The organism is Mycobacterium sp. ZZG, from assembly GCF_054786995.1.
This window is the reverse complement of sequence record NZ_JBTBFV010000011.1, coordinates 50,491-66,120: the sequence shown is the minus strand read 5'-3', so window position 1 is coordinate 66,120 and position 15,630 is coordinate 50,491. Positions and strand designations below refer to the sequence as shown.

Genomic DNA, 15,630 nt, shown 5'->3' with positions numbered 1-15,630 from the left:
GCGTGTACCGATCGTCACCGAACAGTCGCTATTTTGTCGGTGAGCCGATGGCGGCTTGCAGCCAATCGAAAGAGATCGTTGACATATGCGAGTTGACGGGCAGGACGTCGCTGTCACAGGCAGCCTTCTGCAGCCGTTGACCCGCCGCACCAACGACATCATGCGACTGGCACTGGCCGCGGTGTTCCTCGTGGTCGTAGTGACCAGCTCGCTGATCACCCGCTACGAGTGGGAGGCGCTGGAGCGGTCGATCTCCGAGATCGTCGGCGTCCTGAGTCCGGCGCAGTCCAACACCGTCTACCTCATCTACGGCGTCGCGATCCTGGCGCTGCCGTTCATCATCCTGATCGGGTTGATCCTGTCCCGGCAGTGGAAGCTGCTCGGCGCGTACGCCGCGGCGGGCCTGCTCGCGATCCTTTCGCTGTCGATCACCGGCAACGGCATCGCGGCGCCACGCTGGCATCTGGACCTCAACGACCGCCTCGACACCGTGCTGTCGCAGTTCCTCGACGATCCGCGGTGGATCGCGATGCTCGCCGCCGTGCTGACGGTGTCGGGTCCGTGGCTTCCCGCCCGGTGGCGGCGCTGGTGGTGGGCGCTGCTGCTGGCGTTCGTCCCGATCCATCTGGTGGTCAGTGCCGTCGTACCGGCCCGCTCGCTGCTGGGCCTGGCGGTCGGCTGGTTCGTCGGCGCGCTGGTGGTGCTCGTCGTCGGCACACCGGCGCTGGAAGTACCGCTCGACGGGGCCGTGCGGGCGATGGCCCGCCGCGGGTTCCGGGCGTCGGCGCTGAACGTGGTCCGGCCGGCGGGGCGGGGCCCGATGATGCTCGACGCCACCGAGGATGTGCCCGCCGGCACCGTGCCCGGCACCGCGATCGTCGAACTGTACGGACCGCACCAACGCGGGGGCGGCTTCCTGCGCCAGTTCTGGGGCAAGCTGCGGCTGCGCGACAGCGAGACCGCGCCGCTGCAGACCTCGATGCGCCGCGCGGTCGAACACCGCGCGCTGATGGCGCTGGCCGTCGGCAACCTCGGCATGGCCAACACCACCCCGCTCGCGGTCGCGACACTGGACCGGGGCTGGACGGTGTACGCGCACAAGCCGGCCCGCGGCACACCGCTGCAGGATTGCGCCGCCGACACCCCGGTCGCCCGCGTGTGGGACTCGCTCGGCGTCCTGCACAGCCAGCAGATCTCGCACGGCGACCTGCGCGCCAAGTCCGTCACCGTGGTCGACGGCACCCCGCTGTTCGGCGGTTTCGCCCACGCCGAGTACGGCGCCTCGGACGCGCACCTGCACAGCGACATCGCGGCGCTCCTGCTCACCACCGCGCACCTGTACGGCGTCGGCAAGGCGGTGGCCGCCGCGATCACGGTGTTCGGCTTCGAGCCGGTACTCGCCGCGTCGCGGCGGCTGACCAAGACGGCCGTCCCGAAACGCCTGCGAAACTCGGTGCCCGACGCCGCCGCGGTGATGTCGGCGGTGCGCGACGAGGTGAAGAACCAGACCGGCGCCGACCAGATCAAGACCGCGACGATCACCCGGTTCACCCGCAACCAGGTGATCCAGATGGTGCTGCTGGTCGCACTGGTCTACGTCGCCTATCCGTTCATCAGCTCGGTGCCGGTGTTCTTCTCCGAGCTGCGGTCGGCCAACTGGTGGTGGGCGCTGGCCGGTCTGGCGGTGTCGGCGCTGAAGTACCTCGGAGCCGCGGCGGCGTTGTGGGCGTGCGCCGACCGGCTGGTCAGTTTCCGCGACCTGACCATCATGCAGGTGGCCAACACGTTCGCCGCGACGACGACGCCCGCCGGTGTCGGCGGTCTGGCGTTGAGCACCCGTTTCCTGCAGAAGGCCGGGCTCGGCGCGCTGCGGGCCACCACCGCGGTGGCGCTGCAGCAATCGGTCCAGGTGATCACCCACATCACGCTGCTGATCCTGTTCAGCGCGCTGGTCGGGGTGTCGGCGGACCTGTCGCGGTTCGTGCCGAGCGCGACGGTGATCTACCTGGTCGCCGGCGCGGCGCTCGGGGCCGTCGGGATCTTCCTGTTCGTGCCGAAGCTGCGGCACTGGCTGGCCACCGCGGTGCGCCCGCGTCTGGAGGAGGTCGTCAACGACCTGTTCGCACTGGCCCGCGAACCCCGGCGGCTGGCATTGATCGTGATCGGCTGCGCCGCAACCACTCTCGGTGGCGCACTGGCTCTGTGGGCGAGCATCGAGGCGTTCGGCGGCGACGCCAGCTTCGTCACCGTCACGATCGTCACGATGATCGGCGGGACGCTCGCGTCGGCGGCACCCACCCCCGGCGGCGTCGGCGCGGTGGAGGCCGCGCTGATCGGCGGGCTGGCCGCGTTCGGGGTACCCGCGGCCGTCGCGGTGCCCGCGGTGCTGCTGTACCGGATCCTGACCTGTTGGCTGCCGGTCTTCATCGGCTGGCCGATCATGCGCTGGCTGACCCGCAGGGACATGATCTGAGCCTGCGGTCCGCCGGTTGCAGCCCGGCCGCCGAGCCGACAGCATCGGGGTATGGCGCGAGAAACCACCACGGCCGACGTCCAGCGGGTAGCTGAGGAGGCCGATTTCGCGGGGCTGGCGCACGCCCGCAGCCGAGCCGACATCCTGGCGGCGCTGCGCACCACCGCCGCCGGCCTTACCTCGGTGGACGCGCAGACCCGACTCGCCGAAACCGGCCCCAACCGGCTGCCTGCGCCCCCTCACCGCTCGCCGTTGATGCGTTTCCTCGCGCAGTTCAACAACGTGCTGATCTACATCCTCATCGCCGCCGCCGTGCTTAAGGCGATCCTGGGCGGGTGGATCGATGCCGCGGTCATCGGCGCGGCGGCGATCATCAACAGCGTCGTGGGCTACCTGCAGGAGGGTAAGGCCGAGAAGGCGCTCGACAGCATCCGCGAGATGCTGTCGGTGTCGGCGCGGGTGCTGCGCGACGGACAGTGGACGAATGTCGACGCCGCGACCCTGGTGCCGGGCGACGTGGTGCGGATCGGTTCGGGCGACCGCATCCCTGCCGATCTGCGCCTGCTCGAGGTGAACAACCTGCGGGTGGAGGAGTCGGCGCTGACCGGTGAGTCGGTGCCCACCGCCAAGAGGGTCACCCACGTCGAGTCCGATGTGGGTCTCGGCGACCGCACCTCGATGGTGTACTCAGGCACGATCGTGGCTGCGGGCACCGGTGTCGGCGTGGTGACCGCGACCGGGACGGCCACCGAGATCGGGCGCATCCAGACGATGATCTCCGAGGTCGAGGGCATCGACACGCCACTGACCCGCAAGCTGGAGCAGTTCGGCCGCCAACTGTCGGTGCTCATCCTCGCGATGGCCGCGGTGATGCTGATCATCGGCAGGGTCATCCATCAGTTCTCCATCGAGGACCTGATCTCCGCAGCGATCGGCTTCGCGGTTGCGGCCATCCCGGAGGGACTGCCGGCGGTGGTGACGGTGACCCTGGCGCTCGGCGTGCAGCAGATGGCGCGGCGTAACGCGATCACCCGCAAGCTGCCCGCGGTCGAAGCGCTCGGGTCGGTCAACGTGATCTGTTCGGACAAGACCGGCACCCTGACCCAGAACGAGATGACGGTGCGCACCGTCATCACGTCACGCCACCGCTATGCCGTCACCGGCGCCGGCTACGCCCCGCACGGCGATCTCGAACTCGACGGCGCCGCAGCAGGACTGGCCGCGCACCCCGACCTGAACGCGGTGATCGTCACGATGTCGCTGTGCAACGACTCGCGGCTGGTGGAGGTCGACGGTCACTGGCGGGTGGTCGGTGAGCCGACCGAAGGGGCTTTGCGCGCGCTCGCGCACAAGGCCGGTATCGGGCGCCCCATGCGCCGGCTGGCCGAGATCCCGTTCGAGTCGGCACACAAGTTCATGGTCACCCTCGACGAAGCACCGGACGGGGAACGGTGGCTGCACGTCAAGGGCGCTCCGGACCGCCTGCTCGAAAGGGCGGCCACACAGCTTCGCGGCGGTGTGACCGAAGCGCTGGACAGCGCGTTCTGGCACGCGCGCGTCGACGAACTCAGCCATCAGGGGCTGCGGGTGCTCGCCGCGGCACGGCGCCCCGCCGGCACCGCCGACGGCGTCGCGATCGAGGACGTCGACAGCGGGCTGGAGTTTCTGGGCATCGTTGGCATCGTCGACCCGCCCCGCCCGGAGGCCATCGAGGCGATCGCCAACTGCCACAGCGCCGGAATCCGGGTGAAGATGATCACCGGTGACCACGTCGGCACCGCCAAGGCCATCGCACGCGAGATGGGCATCGGCGCCGAGGGCGAGCCGTCGGCGCTGACCGGAGCCGACCTGCAGGCCATGAGCCAGCCGCGACTGCGGGAGGTGGTCAACCAGGTCGACGTCTTCGCCCGGACCAGTCCGGAGCACAAGCTGCGAATCGTCAGCGCGCTGCAGGCCGAGGGCGATGCGGTCGCGATGACCGGCGACGGCGTCAACGACGCGCCCGCGCTGACCCGGGCAGACATCGGCGTCGCGATGGGGGTCAAGGGCACCGAGGCCACCAAGGAGGCGGCCGGCATCGTGTTGGCCGACGACAACTTCGCCACCATCGAGCGCGCCGTCGAAGAGGGCCGCCGGATCTACGACAACATCCGCAAGTCGGTGCTGTTCCTGTTGCCGACCAACGGGTCTCAGTCTCTGGTCATCCTGGTGGCGGTGCTGTTCGGCTTCGCGCTACCGTTGCAGCCGGTGCAGATCCTGTGGGTCAACCTGGTCACCGGGGTGACGCTGGCACTGGCGCTGGTGTTCGAGAAGGCCGAGGACGGGTTGATGACCCGGCCGCCGCGGCCGGCCACGCAGCCCGTGGTCCGGCTTGCCGACGTATCGATGATCGCGCTGGTGTCGGTGCTCGTCGCCGGTGCGGCGCTGGCGATCTTCTTCATCGGCCGGGCCAACGGCTATCCGCTGCCGGTGGCGCAGACCGCGGCGGTGAACATGCTGGCGATGGGTCAGCTGGCCTACCTGTTCAACTGCCGGTTCGTGTCGCGATCGAGCTTGCGTCCGGCCGTCCTGCGGGGCAACCCGTGGGTGTGGCGGATGGCCGCCGCGCTGCTGGCGCTGCAGCTGGTGTTCATCTACGCGCCGTTCATGAACGCGTGGTTCCACTCGGCGCCGATCACACTGCTCGGCTGGGGCGTCGCGCTGCTCTTCTCCGTAATGATCTTCCTGATGGTCGAAGCCGCCAAGGCCGTCGGACTGCGGCTCGGCTACTGACCCGCCGCCCCCTTTCCCTCGGGGGCTTCCAATCGCGGTGAGGTAAACCCGTGAGCGCCGGACGCGCGGCGGGGACCATCCCGTGGTGACTTCTGCGATCAAACTGCACTGGTTCCTTCCGACCTACGGAGACAGCCGGCTGATCGTCGGCGGAGGACACGGCACGCCGGCCGGCGCGGCCCGCGGCGATCGCGACGCGTCGATCGACTACCTCGCCTCGATCGTGCGCGCCGCCGAAACGTTCGGTTTCACCGGTGCGCTGATCCCGACCGGCGCGTGGTGCGAGGACGCGTTCATCACGGCGGCGCTGCTGGCCCGGGAGACGACGTCGCTGGCGTTCCTGGTGGCGTTCCGGCCGGGCCTGGTCAGCCCGACGCTGTCGGCGCAGATGGCGGCGACGTTCTCCCGGCACGCGCCCGGCCGGATCCTGCTCAACGTCGTGGTCGGCGGCGAGGCCCACGAACAGCGCGCGTTCGGTGACCATCTCGACAAGGACGGCCGGTACGCCCGCGCCGACGAATTCCTCGACGTGGTACGCCGGCTGTGGGACGGGCAGACGGTGACCCTCGACGGTGAACACATCCGGGTCGAGGACGCGACCATCCCGACGCTGCCGAACCCGTTGCCGCCCTTGTATTTCGGTGGCAGCTCCGCTGCCGCCGGCCCGGTGGCGGCACGCCATGCCAACGTGTATCTGACGTGGGGCGAACCGCCCGCCGCGGTGGCCGAGAAGATCGCATGGATCCGCCGGCTCGCCGCCAAGCAGGGTAGGCAGGTGCGGTTCGGGATCCGCTTGCACGTGATCACCCGCGACACCGCGGACGAGGCGTGGACACAGGCGGACAAGCTGATCGGTGCGCTCGACGAGGAGACCGTGCGCAGCGCCCAGGCCGGGCTGGGCCGCAGCGAGTCCGAGGGCCAGAAGCGGATGCTGGCCCTGCACGAGGCCCATCGCGCCGACGGCACCTGGCACGACGCCCGCACACTGGAGATAGCGCCCAACCTGTGGGCCGGCGTCGGTCTGGTTCGCGGCGGCGCGGGCACCGCGCTGGTGGGCAGCCACACCGAGGTGGCCGACCGCATCGCCGAGTACGCCGACGCCGGTATCGACGAGTTCATCTTCTCGGGCTATCCGCATCTGGAGGAGCTGTACTGGCTCGGCGAGGGCGTGGTGCCGCTGCTGCGCGAGCGCGGGCTGTTCGCGCCGGACGTGAAAAGTGCTGCGCCGGGCTCGATTCCGTTCCTCGGCGCGGCGCGGTGACACCCGGCGAGGCGATCGCCGTCGCGGAACGCCTGGCCGCCGACGTCGCCGCCGACGCGGCCGCGCGGGACGCCGACCGCACCCTGCCCCACGATCAGGTCAAGGCGCTCAAGGCATCCGGTCTGCTGACGCTGTCGGTGCCGCGGAGTCTGGGCGGTCCCGACGCGCCCGCCGCGGTACTGGCCGAGGTGTTCCGGCTGCTGGCCCAGGCCGACCCGTCGCTGGCCCAGATCCCGCACTCGCACTTCGTGTTCCTGGAGGCGCTGCGGCTGCAGGGCACCGCGGCCCAGCAGGCCTGCTTCTACGACCACGTGCGCCAGGGCGCGTTGTTCGCCAACGCCCAGTCCGAACGCGGGCCGCACCCCGTCGACGTGGACACCACCACGCTGGTGCGCCGGCCCGGCGGTGACTACACGCTGGCGGGCCGCAAGTTCTACTCCACCGGCGCGCTGTTCGCCGACTGGGTCGTCGTGCGGGCGTCACTGGCCGACGGCTCCGGCCACACCCCGACCGCATCTACGCCGAAGGCGCTGGCGTTCGTGCAACGCGACGCCGATGGCCTGGAGGTCGTCGACGACTGGGACGGGATGGGCCAGCGCACCACCGCCTCGGGCACCGTGACCCTCACCGACGTCGCCGTGCCCGGCGAGCACGTCGTCCCGTTCTCCCCGATCTTCTCGGGCCCGACCACCTACGGCGCGCGGGCACAGCTCTGGCACGCCGCGATCGACGTCGGCATCGCCACGGGGGCGCTCGCCGAGGGGGTGCGCCAGGCCGGCCGGGCCCGGCCGCACTTCGAGGCGGGGGTCGACGCGGCGGCCGACGATCCGACCCTGGTCCATCTCGCCGGCGAGGCGACGGTCACGGTGCGCGGCGCACAGGCGCTGCTGGCCGACGCGGCGCGGCAGGTGGACGCCGCGACCGAGAACCTCACCGACGAGACGGCGGCGGCCGCGTCGATCGCGGCGGCCGTCGCGAAGGTCGCGGCGGTGCGGGCCTCGCTGGAGGCGTCGAACGTACTGTTCGAGCTCGGCGGCACCCGCAGCGCGTCAGCGGCGGCGAACCTGTCCCGGTACTGGCGCGACGCGCGCACGCACACCTTGCACGACCCGACGCGGTGGAAACTGCAGCACATCGGCCGCCACACCCTGTCTGGGGTCAGGCCGCCACGACACGGCCAGATCTAACGCGTGCTCAGCACGCGACTCCGGCGAACACCGCGCCTGTGACCAGCGCGATCACCAGCGCCACGGTCGGCAGCCCGCTGTACAGCGCAACCACTACGCCGGCGATCGCTGCGATCAAAAGCGCCACCATGAGCAGCACGAGCGCCCAATTGACCGAACTGGACGCGTGCGATGCGCGGTGCGACTCGACACCCTGTGGGACCATCGCGCCCTCACCCATTCCGACCATGACCACGCCCTTCTGTGATGACGCCCACAATATAGCCCAGGCATGACGCACATCACATGAATGACGGCGATGTTGTGACCAAGCCGTCAAATTCGAAAGCTCAACCAACGGAACTGATTAGGGCTGCTAACCGCGACGTCGGCTCGGGTAGGTTGGTCGGCGGTGAGGTTCGCGATGCCGGCCGCGCTGGCGGTCATGACGGCGGTGCTGGTGCAGTGCGCGTCGGCGCCTGAGCCGCCGGCGCGGTCAGGGGACCCGGCCACGGGGTCGTCCATCGCGGCGTCCCCGCGGCTGTCCCCGGAGACCGTCCGCACCGTCACCGCGGCCCCGCCGCGGCCACGCGCCGCCCAGGTGCATCCGGTCACCGCCGCCGATCTCGGGGCGACGTGGCGCCCGGGCTGCCCGTTGGACCCCGACGCCCTGCGCCGTGTCGAATTGGATTACGTGGGCTTCGACGGGCAGACACACCGCGGCCGGCTCGTGGTGCACCGAGACGTCACCCAGGCGGTCATCGACGTCTTCGCCGAACTTCACCGCTTAAGGTATCCGATCGAGAAGATGGACACCGTCGAGCGCTATCCCGGTGCCTACGACGAACTTTCGATGCGCGACAACAACACCTCGGCGTTCAACTGCCGCGACATCCCCGGCACCGGCAGCTGGTCGCTGCACGCCTACGGCCGGGCGGTGGACGTGAACCCGAAACTCAACCCGTACATCGACCGGCGCGGCGACTTCCAACCCGCCAACGCCGGTCCCTGGGTGGACCGCGGCCGCACCGATCCCGGGATGCTGCACGACGGGGACGCCGCCGTGCGCGCGTTCACCGACCGGGGCTGGCGGTGGGGCGGGCACTGGCGCACCCCGCTCGATTACCAGCACTTCGAAATCGACTGACCCTCCCGACTTCGCGGGCGATCATGTGCAATACGTGAACCCCCGCAGGGCGTATTACGTGTCGTAGATTAAGGCGCTCTACGTGGACGGGAGACTCAGCTGCTTCCCAGAATCGCCTCACTGGCTCTGGCCGCCCCCCCGGCGGATCCTTCTCGCCGCGGCATTGTTGACCGTCGTGCTGGCGGTATTCGGTGTGCCGGTCGCCAAGAGCCTGTCGCCGAGCGGGTTCTCCGATCCCGGCTCCGAATCCGCCCGCGCCTCGGCGCTTCTCACCGACAGGTTCGGCCAGGGCGACGTGCAGATGCTGATCGTGGTGTCCTCGGCCGACGGTATCGACGCCCCCCGCGTGCGCGACACCGGACTCGACATCGTTCGACGCCTGGACACCGATCCCCATGTGACCGACGTGTCGTCGCCGTGGACCTCGCCTCCCGCGGCGGCCGCCGATCTGATCAGCCGCGACCGCACCGCCGGTCTGGTCGTGGCCGGTATCCGAGGCGACGAGGCCGAACAGCAGACCTACGCCAAGCAGATCTCCGAAGACGTCACCGGCGACCGCGACGGCATCACCGTGCGTACGGGCGGCACCGCGATGGTCAACGTGCAGATCACCGAGCACTCCCAGCGCGATCTGCTGGTGATGGAGGCGCTGGCGATCCCGTTGAGTTTCCTGGTGCTGGTGTGGGTGTTCGGCGGGCTGCTGGCCGCCGCGCTGCCGGTGGCCATCGGCGGCATGGCGATCATCGGGGCGCTGGCGGTGCTGCGGCTGGTCACCTTCGCCACCGACGTGTCGATCTTCGCGCTGAACCTCGCCACCGCGATGGGGCTGGCACTGGCGATCGACTACACGCTGCTGATCCTGTCGCGGTACCGCGACGAACTCGCCGCCGGTGCGGACCGTCCCGACGCGATCCGGCGCACCGTGGCCACCGCGGGGCGCACCGTGCTGTTCTCGGCGACGACGGTCGCGCTGTCGATGGCGGTGATGGTGCTGTTCCCGATGCACTTCCTGAAGTCGTTCGCCTACGCCGGCGTGGCCACCGTCGCGTTCGCCGCGGCAGCCGCCGTCGTCGTGACCCCGGCGGCGCTGGTGGTGCTCGGCGACCGCGTCGAGTCGCTGGACGTCCGCAGACTGGCGCGGCGCCTGCTGCGCCGGCCGGACCCGCAGCCGCTGCCCGTCGAGCAGCGCTTCTGGTACCGCTGTGCGAAGGCGGTGATGCGCCGGGCGCTGCCGCTGGGGCTGGCCGTGGTGGCGCTGCTGCTCGTGCTCGGCGCCCCGTTTCTGGGTGTGAAGTGGGGGTTCCCCGACGAGCGGGTGCTGCCGACGTCGGCGTCCGCGCATCAGGTGGGCGACCAGCTGCGCGCCGGGTTCGCGGACAACACCGACACCGCGATGACGGTGGTCGTGCCCGACAGTGCCGGGCTCAGCCCAGAAGAACTGTCGGGGTATGCCGCCGAACTGTCCCGCGTGCCCGACGTGCCCGCGGTGTCGGCACCCACCGGCACGTTCGTCGGCGGCGTCCGGTCCGGTCCTCCGTCGGCGCCGGCCGGCGTGAAGGACGGCAGCACCTTCCTCACCGTCGCGAGCACGGCGCCGCTGTTCTCCGCGGCATCCGAGAGCCAGCTCGACCGGCTGCACGCCGTGGCCGGTCCCGGCGGACGAGAGGTATTGCTGACCGGCACCGCCCAAGTCAACCGCGACAGCCTGGACGCCATCACCTCGACACTGCCGGTGGTGCTCGCGCTGATCGCGGTCATCATGTTCGCGCTGCTGTTCCTGCTCACCGGCAGCGTCATCGTCCCACTCAAAGCCCTTGTGCTGAACATGCTTTCGTTGACCGCCGCGTTCGGCGCGCTGGTGTGGATCTTCCAGGACGGGCATCTGGGGGGCCTCGGCACCACCCCGACCGGCACGCTGGTGGCCAACATGCCGGTGCTGCTGTTCTGCATCGCCTTCGGGCTGTCGATGGACTACGAGGTGTTCCTCGTGGCACGTATCCGCGAATTCTGGCTCCGGACCGGCAATTCCGACGAGTCGGTGGCGCTGGGCATCGCCCACACCGGCCGCATCATCACCGCCGCCGCGCTGATCATGTCGATCTCGTTCGCCGCACTGATCGCCGCAAGCGTGTCATTCATGCGGATGTTCGGCCTCGGCCTGACCCTGGCCGTCCTGGTCGACGCGACACTGGTGCGGATGGTCCTCGTGCCGGCGTTCATGCGGCTGATGGGCGGGTTCAACTGGTGGGCCCCGGCCTGGCTCAAACGCGTACACGAACGCCTCGGCTTCGCCGAGGCACCGAGCCCCCAACCCGAACGGATCACGTCATCATGAACAACCCGATCAGCGTCATCGCCGGCGTGCAGGGCGCACTGCCGCCATACCGCTACACACAAGCCGAGATCACCGAACGGTTCGTCCAGGAACCGGCTTTCGCCGGCGTCGGTGAGCTGCTGCGCGGATTGCACGACAATGCGAAGGTCGACGCCCGCCACCTGGTGTTGCCGTTGGAGCAGTACCCGGACCTGGTCGATTTCGGCGAGGCCAACGATCTCTACATCGAGCATGCCGTCGAACTCGGCTGCCAGGCGCTGACCGCGGCGCTCGACGAAACCGGGCTGATGCCCACCGATCTCGACATCATCATGTCGACCACCGTGACCGGGATCGCCGTTCCGTCTCTGGACGCGCGCATCGCCGCCCGGCTGGGTCTGCGCCCCGACGTCCGGCGGGTGCCGCTGTTCGGACTCGGCTGTGTGGCCGGGGCGGCGGGCATCGCCCGCATGCACGACTACCTGCGCGGTGCACCCAGCCACGTCGCCGCGCTGGTCTCGGTCGAACTGTGCTCGCTCACGCGCCCCGCGCTCGAGCCGACCATCGGCAGCCTCGTCGGCAGCGCGCTGTTCGGCGACGGTGCGGCCGCGGTGATCGCCGTCGGAGAAGACCGGGTCGGCACGATGAACGCGGCAGGCCCGGCGGTACTCGACAGCCGCAGCAGGATGTACCCCGACTCTCTGGACATCATGGGATGGTCGGTGAACCACAACGGATTCCAGCTGCTCCTCTCGCCCGACCTGCCCGAGCTCATCGAATGCTACCTGCCCGACGACGTCGCGGGCTTCCTCGGCGAGCACGACCTCGCTGCCGAGGACATCGCCGCGTGGGTGTCCCATCCCGGCGGCCCGAAGGTCCTGGAGGCGATCTCCGGCGCGCTGCACCTGCCCGACGACGCGCTCGAGCTGTCCTGGCGGTCTCTGGCCGAGGTCGGCAACCTGTCCTCGTCGTCGGTCCTGCACATCCTGCGCGACACCTTGGCCAAGAAACCCCCAGCCGGAACGCCCGGCCTGCTGATGGCGATGGGCCCGGGCTTCTGCTCCGAGCTCGTGCTGCTGCGGTGGCGCTGACCGCCATGCTCGCCTACACCCTGCTGATCGGCGCGGTCGCGCTCGAGCGCGTGGCCGAACTGGTTGTCTCGCAACAGAACCTGAAGTGGAGCCGGGACCGCGGCGGTGTCGAGTTCGGCGCCGGCCACTACCCGGTGATGGTCGCACTGCACACCGCGCTGCTGGCGGCCTGCCTGCTTGAGGCCATGCACCGGGAGTTCATCCCCGCCCTCGGCTGGCCGATGTTCGCGCTGGTGCTGGCCGCCCAGGCGCTGCGCTGGTGGTGCATCAGCACGCTCGGGCGGCAGTGGAACACCCGGGTCGTGGTGGTTCCGAACGCCGGCCGGGTCGCCGCCGGGCCGTACTGATTCCTGTCGCACCCCAACTACGTCGCGGTCGTCATCGAGGGCATCGCGCTGCCGCTGGTGCATACCGCCTGGATCACGGCGCTGGTGTTCACCGCCCTCAACGCCGCGCTGCTGTGGGTGCGGATCTCGGTGGAGAACACCGCGTTACGGTCTCTGACACCGTCGCCGCCATGATCGACCTGCTGGTGGCCGGCGGCGGTCCGGCCGGTCTGGCCACGGCGATCCACGCCGCGCGGTCCGGCCTGCAGACCGTCGTCATCGAAGCGCGGTCCGGCCCGATCGACAAGGCCTGCGGCGAGGGCCTGATGCCGCACGCGGTCCGGCAGCTGGATCAGCTCGGGGCACGTCCCGCCGGGAAACCCTTCGACGGCATCACCTACGTCGACGGCCGCCGCCGCGTCACCGCGCGGTTGCGCTCCGGGCCCGGGCTCGGCGTGCGCCGCACCACGCTGCACGCGTCGCTGCTGCAGGCGGCCGCCGAGGCGGGGGTGACGGTCGTGCACGACAGGGTCGGCCAGCCCACCCAGGACGCGGAGTCGGTGTCGGTCAACGGTTTCCGCGCCCGGTATCTGGCCGCCGCGGACGGGCTGCACTCCCCGATTCGCGCCGGCCTGGGCCTGGGGCTCCCCGCGGGCCGGACGCGGCGCTGGGGGATCAAACGCCACGTGGCCGTCGCGCCGTGGAGCGACAACGTCGAGGTGCACTGGTCACCGGACCCTGAGGCCGGGGAGATCTATGTGACCCCGGTGGCCGACGACTGCGTCGGCATCGCCGTCCTGACCTCCCGGCAGGGAGGGTTCGAGTCGCATCTGGACGCGTTTCCCGCACTGCGGCAACGCATCGCGGGACTGCCGCACCAGCCCGACCGGGCCGCCGGCCCGCTGCGGCAGCGGGTCCGCAGCCGGGTCGCCGGGCGGGTGCTTCTCGTCGGCGACGCGGCCGGCTACGTCGACGCGCTCACCGGGGAGGGGCTGGGGCTGTCCTTCGCCGCGGCCCGGCTGCTGGTCGAGTCCGTGCTGGCCGACCGGCCCGAGGACTATGAGCAGCAGTGGCGGCGGGCCACCCGCCGCTACCGGCTGACGACTGCGGGGGTGCTGCGGGCCGGTACGTCGCCGCTGCGCTCAGTCATCGTCCCGGCCTCGAGCACCTTTCCGGGTCTATTCACCGGGGTGGTGAACCTGCTCGCCGACTAGCAGCGCGTCGTCGTGGGCCACCGAAATCGCGTTGCGCCCTTTCGATTTCGCCGAGTACAGGGCCTTGTCGGCGCGGTCGAGCAGTTCACTGACCGCCGCGTCGGGATCGGCGCCGCCGAACCGGGCCTCGTCGCGCGGGAAGACGGTCGCGACACCGACGCTGACGGTGACCACCCCCGACGCGCACGCTGGGTGGCTGATCCCCAGCGCCCGGATCGCCGAGGCCAGCCCGGTCGCGAACGTGTACGGGTCGCCGCATCCGGACAGCACCACCGCGAACTCCTCGCCGCCGTACCGGGCGGCCACACAGCTGGCCGGATCGGCGAGATGGGCCAGCACCTCGGCGACCTCGCGCAGGCAGACGTCACCGGCCTGGTGCCCGAACCGGTCGTTGTACGCCTTGAAGTGGTCGACGTCGACGAACATCGCGGTCAGTGGCTCGTCGCGCTCCAGGGCGCGCAGCCAGATGTCGCGGGCCCGCGCCGCCAGTCCGCGCCGGTTCGGCAGCCCGGTCAGCGGATCGGAGTTCGCCATGTCGTTCAGCGACTCCTGCACCTCGCGCTCGAGTGTGACGTCGCGCAGTACGGCCGCCGTCAGCCCCTTGGCGGCATGGCGGGTGTGCATCACCAGCCAGCGCCACGACCCGTCGCGGGCCTTGATCCGGAACGGCAGCGACGCGCCGGGGCGGGCGGCGAACCAGTGCTCGGCGATGAGGTGCAGGTCGTCGGGATGCACCTGGTGGCGCCATTGGTGGCGCCCGATGCGCCCGGCCGGCAGGTTGAGGTCGCTGTGCCCGGTGAATGCGTGGTGCAGCACATCCCCGTGGGCGTCGACGACGATCACCAGGTCGCCGGTCAGGTCGGCGACGAGGTCGTACACCTCGTGGCTGGCGTGGTCGAGCGCGGTCAGGCGGTTGCGTTCCTCCAGCGCCGCCGCCACCAGCACCACCATCGCGTAGCCGGTGAGCAGGAACACCTGGGTGTGGATCATCGCCTCGGTGCGGTCGACGGCGGTCGCCACGAACGGCCCCATCCCGGCGAACGTGGTGCTCAGCAGGATCACCGCGCCGACGGCCATCTGCCAGAACGCCGCCGCGATCCCGAACTCGATCAGCACCAGCAGGGCGGGCACCGCGGTCAGGAACATCAGCACGAAGTTCGACTCGTAGGCCGCGACGGTTCCCAACACCACCATCAGCACCGTGAAGCCGCCGGTCATGAACACCTGGCGGGCGGTGTGCCGCCGCCAGTACCGGCGCCACCGCAGCAGCACCGGCGCCAGGAACGCGATGCCGACCGCCTCGGCGAGATACCAGATCAGCGCGACGATGCACAACGACTTCGGATCCGTGCGGCCCTGCTGATGCACCAGCACGCTCAACGCCCCGATCGTTCCGGCGAACGCCGGCGCGACGATCACCGCGTACAGCACGAAGCGGCGCCAGCTGCGCAGGGAGTCGGTCCGGCCGTGGATCCAGTCCTGGTCGGAGTGCAGCGTCGCCGCGGCGAAGACCACCGCGGTCAGCGTCGACAGCGCCGCCAGCTCCGGGGGCCGGTCCAGCAGCACCCAGGCCGGCACGTACTGGAAGAACGCGAAGGTCAGCAGATAGACAGGCCAGTGCCGGCGCCGGGCCAGCAGTAGCGCCACCAACTGCGGGGCCGCCGCCAACCACACCACCGTGAAGGTCCGGCCGTCGACCGAAGCCAGGAAGCGAACCAGTTCCGAGGCGGCCACCACGCCCGCGGTCCAGCCCACCAGACTCCAGAACGGGGGCAGCAGATCGGCCGCCGCCAACCACGCACGCCACGACTGCCGGCGGCTCCTCGCGCCGGTCAGAGGCACCGCACGGCCCTTCGACATTCAAAC

Annotated in this window: 9 protein-coding genes and 2 pseudogenes; 9 read left to right on the top strand and 2 right to left on the bottom strand. The window is 70.5% G+C overall.

The genetic code is table 11. The annotated features are described in order from the left end of the window. Nucleotides 1-85: 85 nt before the first annotated feature. The 4 genes from ACXMYJ_RS09310 (at nucleotide 86) to ACXMYJ_RS09295 (ending at nucleotide 7,693) form a co-directional block, all read left to right on the top strand. Nucleotides 86-2,473, top strand: coding sequence for a lysylphosphatidylglycerol synthase transmembrane domain-containing protein (locus tag ACXMYJ_RS09310; protein WP_260757146.1), 2,388 nt, complete (start codon nucleotides 86-88; stop codon nucleotides 2,471-2,473). Between the two features lie 51 nt (nucleotides 2,474-2,524). Then, on the top strand, nucleotides 2,525-5,245 hold the full coding sequence (locus tag ACXMYJ_RS09305) for a cation-translocating P-type ATPase (RefSeq protein ID WP_260757145.1): 2,721 nt from the start codon (nucleotides 2,525-2,527) through the stop codon (nucleotides 5,243-5,245). An 85-nt stretch (nucleotides 5,246-5,330) separates the two neighbouring features. After that, on the top strand, nucleotides 5,331-6,506 hold the full coding sequence (locus ACXMYJ_RS09300; RefSeq protein ID WP_260757144.1) for an LLM class flavin-dependent oxidoreductase: 1,176 nt from the start codon (nucleotides 5,331-5,333) through the stop codon (nucleotides 6,504-6,506). Beyond that, complete coding sequence (locus ACXMYJ_RS09295) at nucleotides 6,503-7,693, top strand: SfnB family sulfur acquisition oxidoreductase (RefSeq protein ID WP_260757143.1); 1,191 nt, start codon at nucleotides 6,503-6,505, stop codon at nucleotides 7,691-7,693. The genes ACXMYJ_RS09300 and ACXMYJ_RS09295 overlap by 4 nt, the downstream gene beginning before the upstream one ends. A gap of 7 nt (nucleotides 7,694-7,700) precedes the next feature. On the opposite strand, the gene ACXMYJ_RS09290 is transcribed toward ACXMYJ_RS09295, so the two are convergent. Further along, nucleotides 7,701-7,922: a hypothetical protein gene (locus tag ACXMYJ_RS09290; protein WP_260757142.1), complete on the bottom strand. Its 222-nt coding sequence runs from the start codon at nucleotides 7,920-7,922 to the stop codon at nucleotides 7,701-7,703. A gap of 174 nt (nucleotides 7,923-8,096) precedes the next feature. Here ACXMYJ_RS09290 and ACXMYJ_RS09285 point away from each other — a divergent pair, with 174 nt between their 5' ends. The 5 genes and pseudogenes from ACXMYJ_RS09285 to ACXMYJ_RS09265 all read left to right on the top strand — a co-directional run bounded on the left by ACXMYJ_RS09285 (nucleotide 8,097) and on the right by ACXMYJ_RS09265 (nucleotide 13,764). Further along, nucleotides 8,097-8,819: a M15 family metallopeptidase gene (locus ACXMYJ_RS09285; RefSeq protein WP_260757947.1), complete on the top strand. Its 723-nt coding sequence runs from the start codon at nucleotides 8,097-8,099 to the stop codon at nucleotides 8,817-8,819. Between the two features lie 99 nt (nucleotides 8,820-8,918). Continuing rightward, a pseudogene (locus tag ACXMYJ_RS09280) lies at nucleotides 8,919-11,154 on the top strand (MMPL family transporter). An 8-nt stretch (nucleotides 11,155-11,162) separates the two neighbouring features. Next, nucleotides 11,163-12,224, top strand: coding sequence for a type III polyketide synthase (locus ACXMYJ_RS09275; RefSeq protein ID WP_443187419.1), 1,062 nt, complete (start codon nucleotides 11,163-11,165; stop codon nucleotides 12,222-12,224). Between the two features lie 5 nt (nucleotides 12,225-12,229). After that, a pseudogene (locus tag ACXMYJ_RS09270) lies at nucleotides 12,230-12,745 on the top strand (isoprenylcysteine carboxyl methyltransferase family protein). Next, on the top strand, nucleotides 12,742-13,764 hold the full coding sequence (locus ACXMYJ_RS09265) for an NAD(P)/FAD-dependent oxidoreductase (RefSeq protein WP_460355612.1): 1,023 nt from the start codon (nucleotides 12,742-12,744) through the stop codon (nucleotides 13,762-13,764). Before ACXMYJ_RS09270 ends, ACXMYJ_RS09265 begins: the two are co-directional and overlap by 4 nt. Here the strand turns inward: ACXMYJ_RS09265 and ACXMYJ_RS09260 are convergent. Further along, the gene (locus tag ACXMYJ_RS09260) at nucleotides 13,729-15,624 is read right to left on the bottom strand and encodes a sensor domain-containing diguanylate cyclase (protein WP_460355609.1); all 1,896 of its coding nucleotides are present in this window, start codon (nucleotides 15,622-15,624) and stop codon (nucleotides 13,729-13,731) included. The genes ACXMYJ_RS09265 and ACXMYJ_RS09260 overlap by 36 nt on opposite strands. Between the last annotated feature and the right edge of the window lie 6 nt (nucleotides 15,625-15,630).